The following is an 18,729-nucleotide window of genomic DNA, read 5'->3' on the forward strand; positions in this document are numbered from 1 at the left end:
ATGTCCCCCGCCCCTTCATCCCCACGCAAGAGCCCACCCGCAACAGGTGTGCTGCACTCGCTCGCCCAGCGCCTTCGGCCCTCTTTGGGTACAGCCAGCGCCATCCAGCGACCGACAAGCATCGGCATTGCAGGCCTGCCAGACGGCATTGGCCAGTTGCCATCCCATGTGCCCGTCTCTCTGGTTGCCGCCGACAGCAGAAGTGCTGCGGCATGGTTTCCCGCGCTGATCGAAGACGCTTTGGCCGCTGGCCCCTTGGGGTTGGTGGCGTCCAGCACGCAGTGGCTGGACGAGTTGCTGGAGTACCCCGAGCTGCGAGCGGCTTACCGCGCTGGTCGGCTCAAGCTCTGGGTGCTATCGCCTGGGTTGCAGGCGCAAGTACAGCGCCATGGACTCAGTCCACTCGTGCAGGAGCTTGAGCGGACCGGCCTGCAGCCACAGCACGCACTGTATCTGTGCGACGCACAGAACCTGCTGTCCGGACTGAACGTCGCCCAACTCGCACATGTCAGCGACCAGCTCAGCGCCCTGTGCCGCCAACGGCAGCGCCCGGTGGTACTGGGGTTCACCCCGCCGCTGGATGCCACTGCCCTTTTGCCAACGCTGCGCAACCTGTGCCAGATGTCCATGCACATCGCCACCTTGCATGCTGACGCTGACCGCTGGCGCCTGAGCCTGGACCGCTGGGGTTCGGACACCGGGGCGCTGTTTCAGACCGGCTTTGGCCTGGTGCAAGAAGCCAGCACACACCGACTGACTGCCGACGGCACGCGCACCCAAGGCGCTACCCCCGAACTGGTCACTGCAGCCGACCAATGGGGCGTGCTAGCAACCCGGGCATCGGTGGAGGGGCAACGCGGTATCCCTGGTCACTGGCGCATCGTCGATGGGCTGGAGGACATCGAAGTGGCTGCTGCGACCTGCGTGGCCTCCACGGTGCTGATCGACGCGGGCTCTGCGGGCGATTTTGAATCCCGCGCACGCCTGGTGCACCACCTGCGTCTCTCGCGCCCCCCAACGCTCAAGATTGTGGTGCGCGAGAACCTCGGCAAGTTGCGCACCCACAGCGAACAGGCACTGCTGCAACTGGGCGCCAGCGCGGTGGTCTACAAAGAGGTGGGTTTCTCGCGACTGCTGCAACTACTGCAGGACATCAACGCTCAGAGCCACACCCGCAAAGTCCACCCCGACTACGCTCAGGCGCTCGACAGCTTCATGCCCCCCCGCGAGCGGGGCTACCAGGCCCCGGGACGATTCTGTACGTTAGTACGCGGCATGCTCGACCGCACCCATGACATTGGCCTGTCGCACAGTCTGGTACGGCTCAACATGCTGGACCGGATGCCGCACCTCGATGCTTTGCGCGCCTGCCACACCTCGCGCGATGGCGACTTGTTCACGGCCGACCACGAAGCGATCTACGTGTTCCTGTTCGCCTGCCGGGAGCCCGATGTAGAGCTGGCACTGCAACGGGTATTCGCGCTACCACTGACCCAGCTTTTCACTTCGCAAGCTACGGACTGCTCAGAGCCGGGCATACGCGCGATGACTGAACAGTTGCAAGAATCCCTGCGCAAGGGCGTACCTGACTACAGTGCCATCTTGGCAGCAAACAGCACCCCCACAACTGCCGCCCTGGAGGCTCCTCCTGCCACGCCCTTGGCGCAGGTACGAAAGGATGCGCTGGCGCTGCCAAAGCACACCAACGCAGAGAGCCAACAGCCCGCGGCCTCGCCGCTCGTTGTGACAAGACCGCAAATGCGACCACGCCCTATCGGACGGCGCGCCGCGCCACGCCCCCTTGGAAGGACGTCTGCATGACGGCATGGATGCTTGTTTACGTGCTGCTGGGTGTCTTGCTGGCTTGGCCGTGTGGTTGGCTGCTGCGCCGCGTGCTGAAGGCGCGCCAGCCGTTACGCTGCGTGCAGCCCTATCAGCCAAACCTTCCGCAAAGCGAATCGCCCATTACCCCAAAAGGTGGGATGACCAAAGCCCCATGAACAAAGAGTTTGCATGCGCGTGATTGCTGTCGTTTCGCCGCTCGGCGGGTCCGGGCGCACCACCATGGTCGCCCACCTGGCGTCCATTGGTGCCCGTCAAGGCCAGCACACCTTGGCCGTAGAACTCTGTGCCCAGAATCTGCTGGGCATACACCTGGGCATGCCCCGCCCCGCCAGCCAGGGATGGGCAGCACTTGCGGCCACAGGCTCTTGGTGGGCGGACGGCAGCTTCGACAACACGGACGGCGTCTGCGTTCTGCCCTTTGGCCCAGCGACGCCAGAAACCATCACGACGCTCCACCAGTTGCTGGCTGCCCACCCACAGTGGCTGCAAGACCAGTTGGAACTGCTCGACGTGCCAGAGGATTGCACGATACTGCTGGACACACCGCAATGGCCTTCGCCGCTGGCCCAGGCAGCGCTGCGCTGCGCAGATGCGGTGTTGGTGGTCATGGAAGCGTCTGCGCGCGGATGTGCCAGCACGGACGCCGTACGCGCCATGCTGCAGGCGTCGCCAGCAGCGCCCAACGTGCAGGGCATCGCAGTCACGCGTTTTGACCCGCGCCGCGCATCGCACCGGGAGGCGCTCAGCACTTTGCGCCAGCAGTGGGGAAGCCAATTGCTGCCCTATACCGTGCATGAAGACGAGAACCTCTCACGTGCACTGGCCGCATCGCAATGCGTGAACGGCATGGCACCGCATGCACAGTCCGCGCACGATCTCCAGGGCATCTTCCATTGGCTGTCGGCAGTGCCTCCGTTGCCGCCGCTGCCTGCGCCTGCAGCTGGAGTGGTCGCACCATGACAGACCAGGCGCCCTTGGGCACCACCACACCCACACCGGCCACCGAACAAGCGGACGCACTGGTGCCCACTCGCAAGGCGCTGATGTGGCTTGAGCGCCAGCTTGAGGTCGAGCATGAGGCTCCCTGGTGGATGTGGTTATGGCGCTGTTTCGTTCTACCACCCTCGCCGCAACGCGCATTGCGCCCCTGGTTGCTGCGCCCAGTGCGCGGGCTATGGGAAGGCCTAGGCTGGGCCATGCGCTGGCTCTGGCGAGTCCTGGCACTGGCGCTGACACTGGTTTTCTGGCCCATCCGGCTTTTCCTGCGTGCCATGGACCGCCTGGCCACACACGTCAACGTGGGCAAGGGCATGCGACTGGCAGACCAGTGGCTCACACCGGCCCTGGAGATTCCTGGTCTGCGCTGGGTGATCCTGGCGGTGGGGGCGGTCACCGGTCTGGTCGTCATGACCACCCCATTCAACTGGTTTGGGCAACTGTTGTTCATGCTGCTCTGCTGGGGGCTGTCACTGGTGCTCCGGCGCCTGCCAGGCCGCTATCCTTCGCTGGCGCTTGCAGCGATCAGCCTGCTGGCGATGGGGCGTTACGCCTGGTGGCGCCTGACTTCATCGATTGAATTCGACTCGGTCATCGAGTCCTTCCTGGGCTACGGCCTGCTGGCGGCAGAGGCCTACACCTGGTTGGTGGTGGTGCTGGGCTTCATACAGACTGCCTGGCCCCTGCACCGCAGTCCGGCGGAGCTGCAAGGCGCGCCCGCGTCCTGGCCCACGGTGGATGTGTACATACCCACCTATAACGAGCCGCTGAGTGTGGTGCGCACCACAGTGCTGGCGTCGATGGCACTGGACTGGCCCAAAGACAAGGTCAAGGTCTTCATCCTGGATGACGGGCGGCGCGAGGAATTCCGTGCCTTTGCCGAATCCATGGGCGTGGGCTATATCGTGCGGCCCGACAACAACCACGCCAAGGCTGGCAACCTGAACCATGCGCTGGGCAAGACCGATGGTGAGCTGGTCGCCATCTTCGACTGCGACCACATTCCCACACGCTCCTTCCTGACCACGGCCGTGGGCTGGTTCCAGCGCGACCCGAAGTGCGCCATGCTGCAAACGCCGCACCACTTCTTCTCACCAGACCCGTTTGAGCGCAACCTAGGCACCTTCCGCCGTGTGCCCAACGAAGGTGCCCTGTTCTACGGTCTGATCCAGGATGGCAATGATTTCTGGAACGCCACTTTCTTCTGCGGTTCCTGCGCCGTAATACGCCGCGGCCCACTGCTGGAGGTGGGCGGCATCGCCGTGGAAACGGTGACCGAGGATGCGCACACCGCCCTCAAGCTGCACCGGCGCGGCTACACCACGGCTTACATCAACGAGACGCAGGCAGCTGGCCTGGCCACCGAGAGCCTGTCGGCCCATGTGGGCCAACGCATCCGCTGGGCGCGCGGCATGGCGCAGATCTTCCGCGTGGACAACCCCTTCCTGGGCAAGGGCCTCACGCTGTGGCAGCGCATCTGCTATGCCAACGCCATGGTGCACTTCTTCTTCGGGCTGCCGCGGCTGGTGTTCCTCACCGCGCCCATGGCCTTCTTGTTTTTTGAATGGCACATCATCAACGCGGGCGCCATCATGATCGCGCTGTATGTGCTGCCATACATCCTGCAGTCCAACATCGCCAATGCGCACGTGCAAGGCGAGCACCGGCACACGTTCTGGGCTGAGGTCTACGAAACAGTGTTGGCCTGGTACGTGGCCCTGCCCACCACGGTGGCTCTGATCAATCCGCGCCTTGGCAAGTTCAACGTGACAGCCAAGGGCGGGCTGGTGGATGAGCCGTACTTCGACTGGGTGATCTCCCGCCCCTACACCGTGCTGGTCCTGCTCAACTTCGCAGCCTTCGGCATGGGGCTGCTGCGCCTGTTCTTTTGGAATACCGAGGAAACCGCCACCGTACTCCTCAATCTGCTATGGACGGTCTACAGCATCCTCATGCTGGGTGCTGCGTTGGGTGTGGCATCTGAAGCACGCCAGGTGCGGCGAATGCACCGCGTGGCCACGCAATTGCCCGCGACCTTGTACCAGGACGACGGAACCGTGCTGAGGGCCATTTGCCTCGACTTTTCCATGACTGGTGTAGGCCTGCAATTACCTGAAGGCACTCCACTGGCCGTGGGAGACAAGGTGCAGGTGGGACTGTGGCGCAACGATACGGAATGCACCTTTCCAGCCACGGTGATGTTGCACAGAGGCCAGAGTGCCACCGGTTTTCAGTTTGACCCCATGACGCGCGAACAACAAATCGACCTGGTGCAGTGCACCTTTGCCCGCCCCGACACCTGGAGGCAATGGAACGACAGCCACGATACCGACCGACCTTTGCATGGCCTGCAGGAAATCGCGCAGCTGGGCGTGCTGGGCTACCGCAAGTTCTGGACTTCGCTGGTGGAGTCGGCACGCAGCCGATGGCCCCTTCGCAAGCAGCGCGGGCAAGAAAGGCTGCCGGCATGAGCTTCTGGCATTTGATTTTCCTTGCCAAGGTGGGCCTGTACTTTGGTGGCTATATCGGCTTGAACTGGTGGCTGAACCTGCTGTTGTGGGCGTCCATGCTGCCCCCCATTGCGCACAAGGGGTGGCGCCGTGTACGCGCTGCAGTTGCCATACCGGCTGCCATCGCACTGCTGTATGCCGACTCTTACCTTCCCAGCCCAGGACGCGTGCTGTCGCAGCTCAAAGCGCTGAGTGGCTTCAGCGCGGACTACTGGCTGGAACTTGCCCAGCGGGTGTTCAACCCTGAAATGCTGCTGGTGGGACTGGTCGGCATCGTGCTTTATGCAGCACTGGCCCGGCGGGTCCGTGCGGGGACTTTTGCATTGCTGGCGTTGTTGAGCGTACCGGTGGTAGCGGCCCTGCAGGAGCAGGCGGCTACGCCCCAGGCCACCATGGCCGCAGCAAGCGGATTGAACTCGGCCGCTGCGCCCAACGACAATCAGGACACGTCGCCAGACGCTCTGCTGCAACGCTTTTACGCCAGCGAAAGCCAAAGGCGCGTCCAGTTCACCGCGCCCAATGCCCCCCCGGCATTCGACATCATCCTGCTGCATGTGTGCTCCTTGTCGTGGGATGACATGGACTTTGTAGGACAGCGGGACAACCCGTTCCTCAAGCGTTTTGATGTGCTGTTCACCAACTTCAACAGTGCCGCCAGCTACAGCGGGCCAGCCTCGCTGCGGGTATTGCACGGCACCTGTGGGCAAACACCACACAACAAGCTGTACGAGGGCATTGATCCGCAGTGCTACGTGTTTCCCAACCTGGAAAAGGTGGGCTACCAGACCGCTGCACTGCTCAACCACGACGGGGTGTACGAAGAGTTTGCCCATGCGCTTGAGCAGCGCGGAGGCCTTGCTGGCAAGCTGCAGTCCAATCAGGGCGCGCCCGTGCACATGCAGAATTTTGACGGCTCGCCCATCTATAACGACCACGCCTTGTTGGCGCAATGGTGGAAGAAGCGCAGCACTGACCGCAGCACCGGGCCCGTGGCGCTGTACTACAACACCATCTCCCTGCACGACGGAAATCGCGTGCCGGGCATGGCTTCGCGCAACAGCCTGGAGACGTTCAAGCCCCGCCTGGTACAGCTGCTCGCCGACTTCGACAAGTTCATCTCCGAACTGGAGGCAGCAGGCCACCCTGTGGTCGTGATGCTGGTCCCTGAGCACGGCGCATCGCTGCGCGGCGACAAGATCCAGATGTCGGGCATGCGGGAGATTCCTGGCCCCCGCATCACCCTGGTCCCTGCTGCGGTGAAGCTGGTGGGCATGAAGCCATCTGAGGCATCCGCCCCAGCAGCGCCCGTGATCGTGAACCAGCCGATGAGCTACCTGGGCTTGTACACCTTGCTAGGCGATCTGATTCGCGACAACCCTTACGCCGACTCCGCGCGCCCGTTGGCGGAGCGGCTCGCGGCCCCGGCCACTACTCCCTTTGTGTCAGAGAACGCCGATGTGATCGTGATGCGCAACATGGAAGGCAAGTACGTGATGCGCTCGGGGAACGGTGAATGGGTTCCCTACAACTATTGATTGCGTTGGCTTACAGCCCTAAGGGCGTGTGACGAGGGGGCTGCGCGACAGACCCCTTCTCCACACCCTGCCGCATGCGTCCCGCATAATCCATCCGCACTACCGCGTCATCCCGCGATGCCACGGCGGTGCGATGTCCTTCGCGTGCCCGCAACCCCCATCTGTCACCACCCATGAACCCACAAGCCCATCTGCTCTGGAAAGCACCCCGCTGGGCGCTCGCGATCCTGCTGGCTGTGCTGGGCATGCTCGGGCCTTTCTCCATCGACACCTACATCCCCTCGTTCTCAGGCATCGCTGCAGCGCTGGGAGCCACACCGGTGGAAATGCAGCAGACGCTGTCCGCCTACCTGTTCGGCTTTGCGTTCATGAGCCTGTTCCACGGCGCGCTGGCAGACAGCTTTGGGCGCAGGCCCGTGATCTTGTGGGGCATCGCCGTGTTCACGCTCGCTTCCGCAGGGTGTGCGCTGTCGCAAACGATCGGGCAACTGGTTTTTTTCCGGGCACTGCAAGGCCTGTCCACGGGAGCAGGGATCGTGGTCTCCCGCGCGGTGATCCGCGACATGTTCCCTCCAGCACAAGCACAGAAGGTTATGAGCCAGGTGACCATCTACTTTGGAGTGGCTCCAGCGATTGCTCCCATCATCGGAGGCTGGCTGTTTGTCCACACCGGGTGGCACAGCATTTTCTGGTTCCTGACCTTCGTGGGAGTGGCCCTGTGGACCGCCAACTTCAGGCTGCTGCCAGAGACCTTGCATGTGGAGCAGCGCCAGCCCTTTCATGTGCGCCATCTAATGCGCGGCTATGTGCAGTTGGGCACCAGTGCGCGCTTTGTGCTGCTGGCGCTGGCCAGTGGCGTACCCTTCAATGGCATGTTCCTGTACGTTCTCTCGGCCCCAGCATTTCTTGGCGATCACCTGTCGCTGGCGCCTACGCAGTTTTTCTGGTTTTTTGTCCTGACCATCTCGGGGATCATGGGCGGTGCGTGGCTCAGTGGACGGCTGGCAGGGCGTATCCCGCCCAAGCGCCAGATCCGCCACGGATTTGTCATCATGTTTTCGGTGGCTGTGTTGAACCTGGTCGCCAATCTGCTGTTCACACCCCACGCCTGGTGGGCTCTGGCGCCCATTGCGGTCTTCTCTTTTGGCTGGGCACTGATGGTGCCGGTGGTGACGCTGCTGGTGCTGGACCTCTACCCGGAGCGCCGAGGCATGGCCTCATCCATGCAGGCATTTGTCGGCTCTTCGGCCAATGGCCTGGTGGCAGGCGTCATCGCTCCGCTGGTGATGCACTCTACCGTTTTGCTGGCGCTGTCATCACTCCTGATGTTGTGCATTGGCATGCTGTCCTGGATCTGTCTGCACCATCGCTGGCCCGAGATCGGACGTACGCCGGTCCACCTCTGATCAATACCCGACTGATCAAGGACTGGGCTGCCGCCGGTCCACGCTCTTTTGCTGGTAATAGCGGTTCTTCTCCGCATACATCGCCTGGTCTGCGCGGTGAATCGCCGCTTCTACCGCATCTCCAGACTGGCAGCAGGCAATCCCCATCGCCAGACTGAGATGCTGGCCAGGGTAGAACTGGTTGTTGAGTTCGAGCATCGACAAAATGCGTTCCTGCAAAGCCATGGCTCCGCGCTCATCCGTGCCCGGCAACAACACCGTGAACTCGTCACCACCAATACGGGCTGCGCAGGCCGGAGCATCCACGGCCTTGGCCAAGACCTCGCCAACGCGGCGCAGCATGGAGTCCCCCGCCGCATGGCCTTGCTCATCGTTCACCACCTTGAGACCATTCAGGTCGATGGCGATGATGGACAGCGGCCAAGGGCCCTTGCGGGTCAGGCGGTTGAGCTCCTCTGCATAAAAGGCTCGGTTGCGCAATTGCGTGAGCACATCGTGCTTGCCCAGGTACTCCAGATAAGCCTCGGCCTTCTTGCGTGCCGTGATATCCACCAGCGACAGGAGCACCAGGCCCCAATCGCTCATGTGATCGGCCAGCACCGAGAACTGCATATGGATATGCACGGCATCCCCGGACAGTGCGTAGTTAACCACTTCGCGCTGCTGAAAGGTCTTGCCCTCCCACAGGTCCAGCAATTGCTCCGCAAAGGACTCGTGCATCTCACCGCGAAACACCCGGCCAATGTTGTTCAGCAGCATTTCTTTGCTCTCTGCGCCGAACATGCGCAGGGTCTGCTGGTTCACATCGATCACCCGGATTTCGTGCATGCAGCGTGTCACGAACTCGGGATGCACCTGGATGAATGTCTTGAAATCATCAATACCCTGCGCACGCACACCATCGAGCAGGCTCTTGACCGCACTGAAGTCCTCGACCCACAAGGACACGGGTGAGTGCTCGAACAAATCGCGTGCGTACCGTTCGCTGCGGCGCAGCTCGGCACCTGCACGCACGGTGGCCGTAACATCCTCCAGAGACACCAGCACACGGCTCCAGTTGTCCTCGTAACCGGGCAGGATGCGCGCACGGATCTGCACATCCAGCCGACGTCCGTCGAGCGCATAGTTGACTGTCTGGTTAGAAAACTCCAGCTGCCCGTCCCACAACTGTGACAGCTCATGCGACACCGCGTCGTGCATGTCGTCCCTGAAGACCTTATCCAGATTGGCTTCCAGTACCTGCTGGCTCTCGGCGGCAAACAGATCCAGCGTGCGCTGATTCACCTTGAGCACCTTGAGGGCTGCACTGCAGGCCCGCAGGCGGGCCGGGTCCTCTGCCAGGAACTGGCGGATGTCGGTCACGCCTTCGGCGCGCCACTGCTCAAAAAGCTGCTTGAGCGCACTGTAATCCTCCAACCAGAGCGACACTGGCGCCAGCCCGAACATGTGCTCAAAGTCCGCACCCGAAGATAAAGAAGACAACACAGCAGATTCCTCCGGCGGCCATTATTGACGAGGCGCCGTTGGCATCCGCTGCTGAAATGGCCTCCCCAATGAAAAAAGGCCAGCACCTTACGGTACTGGCCTTTGTACAAAGGGCGGCGCTAGCGCCACACAACAATCAGCGCGCGGGGCGTGCAGGACGCTTGCGGGCGTCGTGGGCCACAAAGGGCTTGCCACCACCACCGGCAGGCTTGGCAAATGCAGGCTTGCGAGGAGCGAAATCGCCGCGCGGTGCACCCGCATCGCCACGAGGAGCAAAGCCACCACGGCCTGTATCACCAAAACCAGGCTTGCGGCCATAACCGTCACCGTCACGACGCGGCGCAAAACCACGGTCGCCGCCACGGTCATCACGGCCAGCGAAACCGCCGCCTTCACCACGGGCAGGGGCGCCACGGTTGTCACGACCAGCAAAGCCGCCGCCAAAGCCACCACCGAATCCACCACGATCATTGCCACCACGTGCGGGACCACCGAAGCGACCGCGCGACTGGTTATCACGGTTGTCATACGAACGGCCCGGGGCGCCACGGCCACCACCAAAATCGCCACCGCGAGGTGCCTGCGGAGCGCGCTGCGAAGGCTCCATGCCCGGAATCACTTCGGCCTTGAACTGCTGGCGGCTGTACGACTCAATGTCGTAGATCTTGCGGCGATCGCGGAACTCGGCAAACGTGATGGCCAGGCCATCGCGGCCCGCACGGCCGGTACGACCGATGCGGTGGGTGTAATCCTCAGCCTTCATGGGCAGGCCGAAGTTGAACACGTGGGTGATGGTAGGCACGTCGATGCCCCGTGCGGCCACGTCAGTAGCCACCAGAATCTGCACCTGACCAGCGCGCAGCGCCATCAAACGGCGGTTGCGCAGGCCCTGGCTCAGGGCGCCATGCAACGCGACGGCCGAGAAGCCTTCTTGCTGCAGGTCGTTGGCCAAACCGTCGCACTCCACCTGGGTGCTGGCAAAGACAATGGCTTGGTTGATCGTGGTGTCACGCAGCCAGTGGTCCAACATCTTGCGCTTGTGCTGGGCATTGTCGGCCCAGTACAGAACTTGCTTGATGTTGGCGTGCTTTTCTTGCGGAGAATCGATGGTCACCTTCTGCACAGACGAACCACCGTCGTGCATCACGCGCATGGCCAGTTGCTGGATGCGGGGCGCAAATGTGGCGCTGAACATCATGGTCTGCTTGCGCTGCGCGGTCAGCTGGTTCAGTTCAGCCAGGTCATCCGAGAAGCCCAGGTCGAGCATACGGTCCGCTTCGTCAACGACCAGGAACTGCACCTTGTCGAGCTTGATTTGCATCGAGCGCTGCAGGTCCAGCAGGCGGCCAGGGGTCGCCACCACGAGATCAGCGTTTTGCAGTTTGGCGATCTGCAACTGGTAAGGCATGCCACCCACCACGTTGGCCACACGCAGGCCACGGCAATGCTTGACCAGGTCGATGGCATCGTGCGCGACTTGCTGCGCCAGTTCACGGGTCGGGCACAGGATCAGGGCACCAGGGGTGGCAGCCTTGAAGTTGCGCGAACTGGTAGGGTCCTTGCGTTTGGCGCGCTTGGGAGCAGGTTCGCCACGGGCAGCGGCTTCGGCCACGGCGCGTTCAAAAGCGGCGCGCTCTTCGGCTTCGGCAGCAGCTTGCTGGTTGATCAGTGTGTGCAGCACAGGCAGGAGGAAGGCGGCGGTCTTGCCGCTGCCCGTCTGGCTGGAGACCATGAGGTCGATGAACTTGGTGGAGTCGTTGCCACCGCCCATCGCCAGAGGGATCGCCTTGAGCTGCACGCTGGTGGGCTGGGTGTAACCCAGATCAGCCACGGCTTGCACGAGTTCAGGGGCCAGGCCCAGCTCGATGAAGCCGTTGGGCTCAGCGGTCACAGCCGCATCGGCTTCGACGGCCGATACCACGGCGTCCAGGGGAGAAGACTGCACGGAAATGTCGGCAGCAAAGGAAGTGTCTGCAGGCGCGAATTCGCCCTGCACCAAAGAGGTGTCGGTCATGATTTTCTCTCACGAAGACGGTCGCGGGCGCAGCCCACGATTGGCTTCGTCAAATGGTTAAAAAACATCAACCATCAAACGAAACCTGCGCTGGCTCAGAGAAGGCCGGAGCGGGTGGGCGTTATTCGCCAGTCCTGCACTGTCTGGTGACAGTCGGCTGGCAAGCCCGGTGTGTGAGGGGAGATGCACAATCTGCGAGGGATTCCTACGCAGCCATCGATTATTGCACGATTAAGGGTTTGCCCGCAATACCCCCTTCGCTTTTCGCCAGTAGCAATGCCTTCACTGCCAGGAATCCAGTCCCGCGCCGCCGTAAAACACGCGCGCCAAAGGCGCGGATCTCAACAGGGCTCCCCCGCCCCTCACAAAGGGATGGGAAGCAGTGGCTCAAGACGTTTTCACATCCACGGCCAACAGGTGCTGACGGTAATGCGCCAGCTCGTCGATGGACTCGTGGACATCGGCCAAGGCCGTGTGTTTTTGCGCTTTCTTGAAGCTGGTGTATGCCTCGGGCTTCCAGCGCTTGGCCAGCTCCTTGAGCGTGCTCACATCCACATTGCGGTAGTGAAAGAACCGCTCGAGCTTGGGCATGTAACGCACCAGAAAACGCCGGTCCTGACCGATGCTGTTGCCGCACATGGGCGCAGTGCCCTTGGGCACGTACTGGGCCAGGAAAGCAAGGATCTTCTGTTCCGCTTCCTCCTCCGTCACCGTGGACGCCTTCACTTTGTCGATCAGGCCGCTGCGGCCATGCGTGCCTTTGTTCCAGGCATCCATCTTGTTCAGCAATTCATCCGGCTGGTGAATGGCAAATACGGGGCCTTCGACGCGGGGCTCCAGGCTCGGACCGGTCACGACCACGGCGATCTCCAGCAGGCGGTCGGTGTCGGGCTCCAAGCCGGTCATTTCACAGTCCAGCCAGACCAGGTTCTGGTCGGATTTGGCAAGCGTGGCAGGGGTGGGGTTGTTGGCTTCTGACATGGCGCGCATTGTCGCCGATGGCCTAAACTCGCCGCACATGCCCACCTCTGACGACATTTCCCCCTCTTTGCTGCTCACCTTGGCCTTTGCAGCCGCGCTGCTACTGGGCTTGGCCCTCAAGTTCTGGCTGGCGACGCGCCAAGTCCGGCATGTTGCACGCCATCGCGCTGCGGTCCCGGTACCGTTTGCCGAGCGCATCGCCCTGGCGGCGCACCAGAAGGCGGCCGACTACACCATCACCAAGGCCCGGCTGGGCATGCTGGAGATGGCGTTGGGCGCGGCCGTGCTGCTGGGCTGGACCTTGCTGGGCGGCCTGGACGCACTGAACCAGGCGCTGCTTGGCGTGCTGGGCGGCGGCATGTGGCAACAGATGGCATTCCTGGTCGCCTTTGCTGCCATCAGCGGCCTGATCGACCTGCCCCTGTCGCTGTACCAGACGTTTGTTGTGGAAGAACGGTTTGGGTTCAACAAGATGACCTGGCGCCTGTGGCTGGCGGACGCCCTCAAGGGCCTGCTGGTGGGCGCCATCATCGGGCTGCCCATTGCCGCGCTGATCCTCTGGCTGATGGGCGCTGCAGGCCCGCTGTGGTGGCTGTGGGCCTGGTGCTTCTGGATGGGTTTCAACCTGCTGCTGATGGTGATTTACCCCACCTTCATCGCACCGTTGTTCAACAAATTCCAGCCACTTGAAGATGAATCGCTCAAAGCCCGCGTGACTGCGCTGATGCAGCGTTGCGGCTTCTCCGCCAAAGGCCTGTTCGTGATGGACGGCAGCCGCCGCAGCGCCCACGCCAATGCCTATTTCACAGGCTTTGGTGCCGCCAAGCGCGTGGTGTTCTACGACACCCTGCTGCGCCAGCTGGCACCTGGCGAGGTCGAAGCTGTGCTGGCCCATGAGCTGGGCCACTTCAAGCACCGCCACATCATCCAGCGCATCGTGATGATGTTAGCGCTCAGCCTGGCGGGCTTTGCGCTGCTGGGCTGGCTTTCCACACAGGTCTGGTTCTACACCGGTCTGGGTGTGCGGCCCAACATCTCGCTGGACCCGGCCATGGCCGCCGCACCCAATGATGCGCTGGCACTGCTGCTTTTCATGCTGGTCGTTCCGGTATTTACCTTCTTCATCTCGCCGCTGTTTTCGCAACAATCGCGTCGCCATGAGTTCCAGGCAGACGCGTATGCCGCGGCCCAGGCCAGCGGCGCAGACCTGTCGTCGGCCTTGCTCAAGCTGTACGAAGACAACGCCTCCACGCTCACTCCAGACCCGGTCTACGTGAAGTTTTACTACTCGCATCCACCCGCCACAGAACGGCTGGCGCGCATGCAAACCCCTGCTCACCCATGACTACCATGTTGAAGAAAAAAGACTGGTCCACGCTGACCCGCCGCGCCCTGAAAGCTACAGAAATAGTAGCAAATCTGGCCAAACTGGAGGGCTGGAGCCTCAGCGGCGACGGCGCCAACGTCGCCATCGAGAAAACCTACCACTTTGCCAATTACTACGAGACGATCTCGTTCGTGAACGCATTGGCTTTCATCGCCAATGCGCAAGACCACCACCCCGATCTGTCTGTGCACTACAACCGCTGCGTGGTGCGACTGAACACGCACGACGTGCATGGCATCTCCAGCACCGACTTCGAGTGCGCCACCCAGTTCGACGCACTGGTCGCACTGTGAGGCAGGCCCACCATGGCTGAACGCAGCGCCCTCATGGAAGGTACCGTGGTGGCCAGCCATGGGCGCCACTGCATGGTCGAGACCCCGGATGGGGAGCGCCGCATCTGCCACCCCCGCGGTAAAAAAAGCCAGGCCGTCGTTGGCGACCATGTGCTATGGCAGGCACCGCCGCCCGGGCAAGGCGAAGAAGGCACCATCGAAAAGGTCAAGGAACGGCGCAACCTGTTCTACCGACAGGACGAGATTCGCACCAAATCTTTCGCCGCCAACCTCGATCAGGTACTCATCCTGATTGCGGCGGAACCGGTATTCTCCGAAAGCCAGCTATCACGGGCACTGATTGCTGCAGAGGCGGAGGGCATCAAACCCATCATTGCACTCAACAAGAGTGATCTGGTCGAACCCTTCGCCCGCGCATGGGAGCGACTGCTGCCGTACCGGCACATGGGCGCAGGCAAACACTATGGCGTGCTGCCGCTATCTCTGGCACTGTCCAGCGATGTGGACCGCGCCCTGCTCATGGAACACTTGCAGGGCAAGACCACGCTGGTGCTGGGCCCGTCGGGGTCCGGCAAGAGCACGCTGATCAACCTGCTGGTGCCGGGCGCCTCGGTGCTCACCGGAGAAATCTCGCAGGCCCTGAATTCAGGCAAACACACCACCACCAGCACCCACTGGTACTGGATGGATGCGGCGCGCACCACGGCACTGATCGACTCGCCAGGGTTCCAGGAATTCGGGCTGCACCATATCGCCCCCATGCAGCTGGCGGCCTGTATGCCCGACATCGCCGAGCATGCAACGGCCTGCAAGTTCTACAACTGCACCCACCTGCATGAGCCGGGGTGCGGTGTGCTGGATGCAGTCAAAAAGGGCCAAGGCGCCGGAGGAATAAGCCCTTCTCGCTACAAAATATATAGCGATTTATTTGAAGAGCTGAGCCACACCCGGTATTGACCGGCGTATGCCAGCGGCGCCACGCGAGATGGCGCGACAGGTGAACGGGCTAGCCGAGCAACCGGGCCAGCGTCAGCAGCGCCAGCAGCAGCATCCAGACCACCACCGAGCGCCACACCAGGCCCACCACGCTACGAAGGTGGCCTACTTCAGGCTCGCGGCCGGGGGTGGAGTCGCTGTCGCCCATGTCGGCATCAATCTCCAGACCCTGTGGCGCATGCAGCTCAGTGCGCGCCTTCAACGCCTCACCGCCCAGGCGCACATTGATGGCCCCAGCCGTCGCAGCGAGCACCACACCATCGTTGTCATTGGGAAACCGCTGCGCATGAAAACGCCAGCCTTCAATCGCTTCTTCAAAACTGCCGACCACCGCAAAGCTCAGTGCCGTGAGGCGCGCAGGCAACCAGTCGATGGCAGTCCAGGCCTGGGCAGACGCCTGCTGCAAGGACTCGCTGGCGGGCAATGCGCCGGTGCGCTGCTTGTAATGCCAGTAGCGAGAGACAAATTCAGCCAGGCGATACAGCACCGCCCCCGTCGGCCCCAGACCCAGCGCAGCCAGCACCGAGAACCACGCCAACACGCCAAATACATGCCGGTGCGCAGCCAGCACCGAATACTCGATCACATGGCGCACGATCTCGCTGCGCGGCAGCGCGCCCACATCCACCTGTTGCCAGTGCGCGAGGCGCTCGCGCGCCGCGTCTTCGTCCCCCTCTTCCAGCGCATCGCGGATGCCGGTGAAGTGGTGGCTGAACTGCCGAAAACCCAGCGTGACATATAGCACCGCCACGCTCCAGAGCACCGCAAACGGCCAGCCGAGACCCCACAGCAGCAGCCAGTGGATGCCCAGTGTGACCAGTGCAGGAACGAGTACCGCGAGGCTCCACGCCACCCACCCGTGGTGCGATTTGCCCGCGTCGAAATTGCGGCTCACGGACAAGGCCCATGCACGCAGCCCCGCGTGGATGGGATTGCTGCGAGCCAGAGGGCGTGCCTGCTCGATCAGCAGAGCGAACAGGATGGCAAAGAAACTCATGGGGGGCAATGATACTGGCGCCAAGCCACGGGAGCACGTGATTCCGCCGAACCTCAGCGACACATCCTCCAATGAAGCGGGAACCCCACCCGCAGCCCTCAAAGCCCACATGGCCGAAGCCAGAGCCCCATGTGAGGGTCGCGCTGCCGTACCGGGTGCGTCCGCGCGAAGCGCCTCAGAGGTGTTTCATTCAGCCATCATGAACCGATAGAAATTGCGCAGCATGCCAGCCGTGGCGCCCCAGATGAAATGGGTCTTGTCGCCTTGCTGGTAGGGCATGGAGAACCATTCGCGGTGCACGCCATCACGGTCAAACACATGGCGGCGATGGTGAGCTGGGTCGAGCAAAAAGGCCAGCGGTACCTCAAACAGGTCGGCCACCTCATACGGGTTGGGCCGAAGCACACAGTCCGGCTGTACCAGGGCGACCACCGGGGTGATGATGAATGACGAGCCGGTCACGTAGGTGGGCAAGGTCCCCAGTACCTCGACAAATTCACGGTCCAGGCCCACCTCCTCCTGCGCTTCGCGCAAGGCGGTTTCAGCAGCACTGGCGTCTTCCGGATCAGCCCGCCCACCCGGAAAGGCCACCTGCCCGGAATGGGTGGACAGATGTGCGGTGCGCTCCGTCAGCAGCACCATGGGTTGCTCGCGCAACACGATCGCCAGCAACACGGACGCATGGGCTGGCTCGCGGTTCATGAACTTCTTTTCCAGCACTACCTCCGGCTCCCACTGGGGTGGCTGTGCAAAACGCGCACGCAGCGCATCGGGCGTCTGCACAGCCAGGGGCACGGCGGGCAGGTGCGCATCCACCCCGACCACCGGCACCGTGCGAGGGTCAAAGTCGGGCAGGCTCGACAGAGGCGCAATGACCGATGAGACAGCAGGAGGAGAAGAAGGGTTCACAAAAAGCAGGTTCCACGGACCAAAAAACAAAAAGCCGCTACAGGCAGATGCTGTAGCGGCTTGTCAGGACAGGCCCTCGCCTTGCTTGAATTAAGCGGCGGTAGCAGCAGCCTTGACGCGCGAAGGCAGCTTTTCCTTGATACGTGCCGACTTGCCGCTGCGGTCACGCAGGTAGTACAGCTTGGCACGGCGCACATCACCGCGGCGCTTGACTTCGATGCTGGCGATCAGCGGGCTGTAGGTCTGGAACGTACGCTCCACGCCTTCGCCGCTGGAGATCTTGCGCACGGTGAAGCCGCTGTTCAGGCCGCGATTGCGCTTGGCAATCACCACGCCTTCGTAAGCCTGCACACGCTTGCGGGTACCTTCCACCACGTTCACGCTCACGATGACGGTGTCACCAGGGGCGAATTCGGGGATGGTCTTGTTCAAGCGGGCAATTTCTTCCGCTTCCAGGGTCTGGATCAGGTTCATGTGATTTTCCTAGTGATCTTGTCCGCGCCAAAAATGGCTGCGTCGGGATTGACGTCTCAGTGTTTTGCGGGAGAACTCCCAGTCAAAACGGCCGGCCAGAGGATCGAAAAGCCTTTGATTATAGCAATTCAGCCGAGCTTGGCCAATACGGCTTCATCGGCGGGTGCCAAACGCCCCGCTTTGCGCGCGGCATCGATGAGATCAGGCCGGTGGCGGGCCGTGGTGGCCAGGCGCTGATCACGCCGCCAGCGCTCGATCTGCGCATGGTGACCCGACATGAGGGCCGCTGGCACCTGCTGCCCTGCCCACTCTTCGGGCCGCGTGTAATGCGGGCAGTCCAGCAGGCCATCGAGCGCGGGATTGAAGCTGTCGAGCTGGTGGCTGCCCTCATCGTTGAGCACCCCGGGCTGCAGGCGCGCCACGGCGTCCAGCAGCGCCATGGCGGCAATCTCGCCGCCCGAGAGCACGAAGTCGCCCAGGCTCATCTGAACATTCACATGGGTGTCAATGAACCGCTGGTCTATGCCTTCATAGCGTCCACACAGCAACACGGCCCCCTCGCTGGCAGACCAGCGCTCCACGGCGGCGTGGTTCAGCGACTCGCCAATGGGAGAAAAAAGAACCAGCGGCGCCTCGCCGCCCTCGGGCTCACCACGCTCTGCCCGGATGGCCGCAAGGCACCGCGCCAGGGGCTCAGCCATCATCACCATGCCCGGGCCACCGCCAAACGGGCGGTCATCCACCCGGCGGTAGTTGCCGTCGGCGTAGTCGCGCGGGTTCCACAGGCGCACATCGACCTGGCCGCTGGCATAGGCGCGCCGGGTCACACCGCTCGCCAGGAAGGGCACGAACAGCTCGGGAAAGAGGGTGATGATGTCAAAGCGCATAGGGCGCGGGTCGT

Annotated in this window: 16 protein-coding genes; 9 read left to right on the forward strand and 7 right to left on the reverse strand. The window is 62.6% G+C overall.

The genetic code is table 11. The features are described from left to right. From C8C96_RS20820 to C8C96_RS20840, 6 genes are all read left to right on the forward strand, one after another. Positions 1-1,821, forward strand: a complete 1,821-nt coding sequence (locus tag C8C96_RS20820) for a BcsE family c-di-GMP-binding protein (protein WP_158605778.1) — start codon at positions 1-3, stop codon at positions 1,819-1,821. Next, a complete protein-coding gene (locus C8C96_RS24695) occupies positions 1,818-2,000 on the forward strand; it encodes a hypothetical protein (protein WP_147455699.1) in 183 nt (60 codons plus the stop codon). Before C8C96_RS20820 ends, C8C96_RS24695 begins: the two co-directional genes overlap by 4 nt. A gap of 13 nt (positions 2,001-2,013) precedes the next feature. Then, the gene (gene bcsQ, locus C8C96_RS20825; protein ID WP_121943504.1) at positions 2,014-2,805 is read left to right on the forward strand and encodes a cellulose biosynthesis protein BcsQ; all 792 of its coding nucleotides are present in this window, start codon (positions 2,014-2,016) and stop codon (positions 2,803-2,805) included. Positions 2,806-2,888: 83 nt separating this feature from the next. After that, entirely contained in the window at positions 2,889-5,312 is a 2,424-nt protein-coding gene (gene bcsA / locus C8C96_RS20830; RefSeq protein ID WP_370107403.1) for a UDP-forming cellulose synthase catalytic subunit, read from the forward strand. Next, positions 5,309-6,886 (forward strand): cellulose biosynthesis protein BcsG, encoded by a 1,578-nt coding sequence (gene bcsG / locus C8C96_RS20835; protein WP_121943505.1) that lies wholly within the window; start codon positions 5,309-5,311, stop codon positions 6,884-6,886. Before bcsA ends, bcsG begins: the two co-directional genes overlap by 4 nt. A gap of 173 nt (positions 6,887-7,059) precedes the next feature. Continuing rightward, positions 7,060-8,292, forward strand: a complete 1,233-nt coding sequence (locus tag C8C96_RS20840) for a multidrug effflux MFS transporter (RefSeq protein WP_116749223.1) — start codon at positions 7,060-7,062, stop codon at positions 8,290-8,292. A gap of 15 nt (positions 8,293-8,307) precedes the next feature. On the opposite strand, the gene C8C96_RS20845 is transcribed toward C8C96_RS20840, so the two are convergent. The 3 genes from C8C96_RS20845 to orn form a co-directional block, all read right to left on the reverse strand. Continuing rightward, on the reverse strand, positions 8,308-9,777 hold the full coding sequence (locus tag C8C96_RS20845) for a GGDEF domain-containing protein (RefSeq protein ID WP_199737506.1): 1,470 nt from the start codon (positions 9,775-9,777) through the stop codon (positions 8,308-8,310). A gap of 136 nt (positions 9,778-9,913) precedes the next feature. Further along, a complete protein-coding gene (locus C8C96_RS20850) occupies positions 9,914-11,791 on the reverse strand; it encodes a DEAD/DEAH box helicase (RefSeq protein ID WP_121943507.1) in 1,878 nt (625 codons plus the stop codon). 387 nt (positions 11,792-12,178) lie between these two features. Continuing rightward, positions 12,179-12,772, reverse strand: coding sequence for an oligoribonuclease (gene orn, locus C8C96_RS20855; RefSeq protein WP_056062110.1), 594 nt, complete (start codon positions 12,770-12,772; stop codon positions 12,179-12,181). Between the two features lie 37 nt (positions 12,773-12,809). On the opposite strand from orn, the gene C8C96_RS20860 reads away from it, so the two are divergent. From C8C96_RS20860 to rsgA, 3 genes are read left to right on the forward strand one after another with little or no spacing between them, the layout of a single operon-like run. Next, entirely contained in the window at positions 12,810-14,117 is a 1,308-nt protein-coding gene (locus tag C8C96_RS20860; RefSeq protein ID WP_121944122.1) for a M48 family metallopeptidase, read from the forward strand. After that, positions 14,114-14,452, forward strand: coding sequence for a 4a-hydroxytetrahydrobiopterin dehydratase (locus C8C96_RS20865; protein ID WP_121943508.1), 339 nt, complete (start codon positions 14,114-14,116; stop codon positions 14,450-14,452). The genes C8C96_RS20860 and C8C96_RS20865 overlap by 4 nt, the downstream gene beginning before the upstream one ends. A 12-nt stretch (positions 14,453-14,464) precedes the next feature. Further along, positions 14,465-15,409, forward strand: coding sequence for a ribosome small subunit-dependent GTPase A (gene rsgA, locus C8C96_RS20870; RefSeq protein ID WP_056747488.1), 945 nt, complete (start codon positions 14,465-14,467; stop codon positions 15,407-15,409). A gap of 49 nt (positions 15,410-15,458) precedes the next feature. On the opposite strand, the gene C8C96_RS20875 is transcribed toward rsgA, so the two are convergent. The 4 genes from C8C96_RS20875 to trmD form a co-directional block, all read right to left on the reverse strand. Next, positions 15,459-16,445, reverse strand: a complete 987-nt coding sequence (locus C8C96_RS20875; protein ID WP_056747487.1) for a CobD/CbiB family protein — start codon at positions 16,443-16,445, stop codon at positions 15,459-15,461. A gap of 186 nt (positions 16,446-16,631) precedes the next feature. Next, positions 16,632-17,354, reverse strand: coding sequence for a CoA pyrophosphatase (locus C8C96_RS20880; RefSeq protein WP_192418523.1), 723 nt, complete (start codon positions 17,352-17,354; stop codon positions 16,632-16,634). A 90-nt stretch (positions 17,355-17,444) separates the two neighbouring features. Further along, positions 17,445-17,828 carry a 50S ribosomal protein L19 gene (gene rplS, locus C8C96_RS20885; RefSeq protein WP_056061081.1) on the reverse strand — a complete coding sequence of 128 codons (384 nt, stop codon included), beginning with the start codon at positions 17,826-17,828 and terminating at the stop codon, positions 17,445-17,447. A 128-nt stretch (positions 17,829-17,956) separates the two neighbouring features. Then, the gene (trmD, locus tag C8C96_RS20890; protein WP_121943509.1) at positions 17,957-18,715 is read right to left on the reverse strand and encodes a tRNA (guanosine(37)-N1)-methyltransferase TrmD; all 759 of its coding nucleotides are present in this window, start codon (positions 18,713-18,715) and stop codon (positions 17,957-17,959) included. Positions 18,716-18,729: the final 14 nt, after the last annotated feature.

The sequence above is a fragment of the Acidovorax sp. 100 genome (genome assembly GCF_003688355.1).
GTDB lineage: Bacteria > Pseudomonadota > Gammaproteobacteria > Burkholderiales > Burkholderiaceae_C > Acidovorax > Acidovorax delafieldii.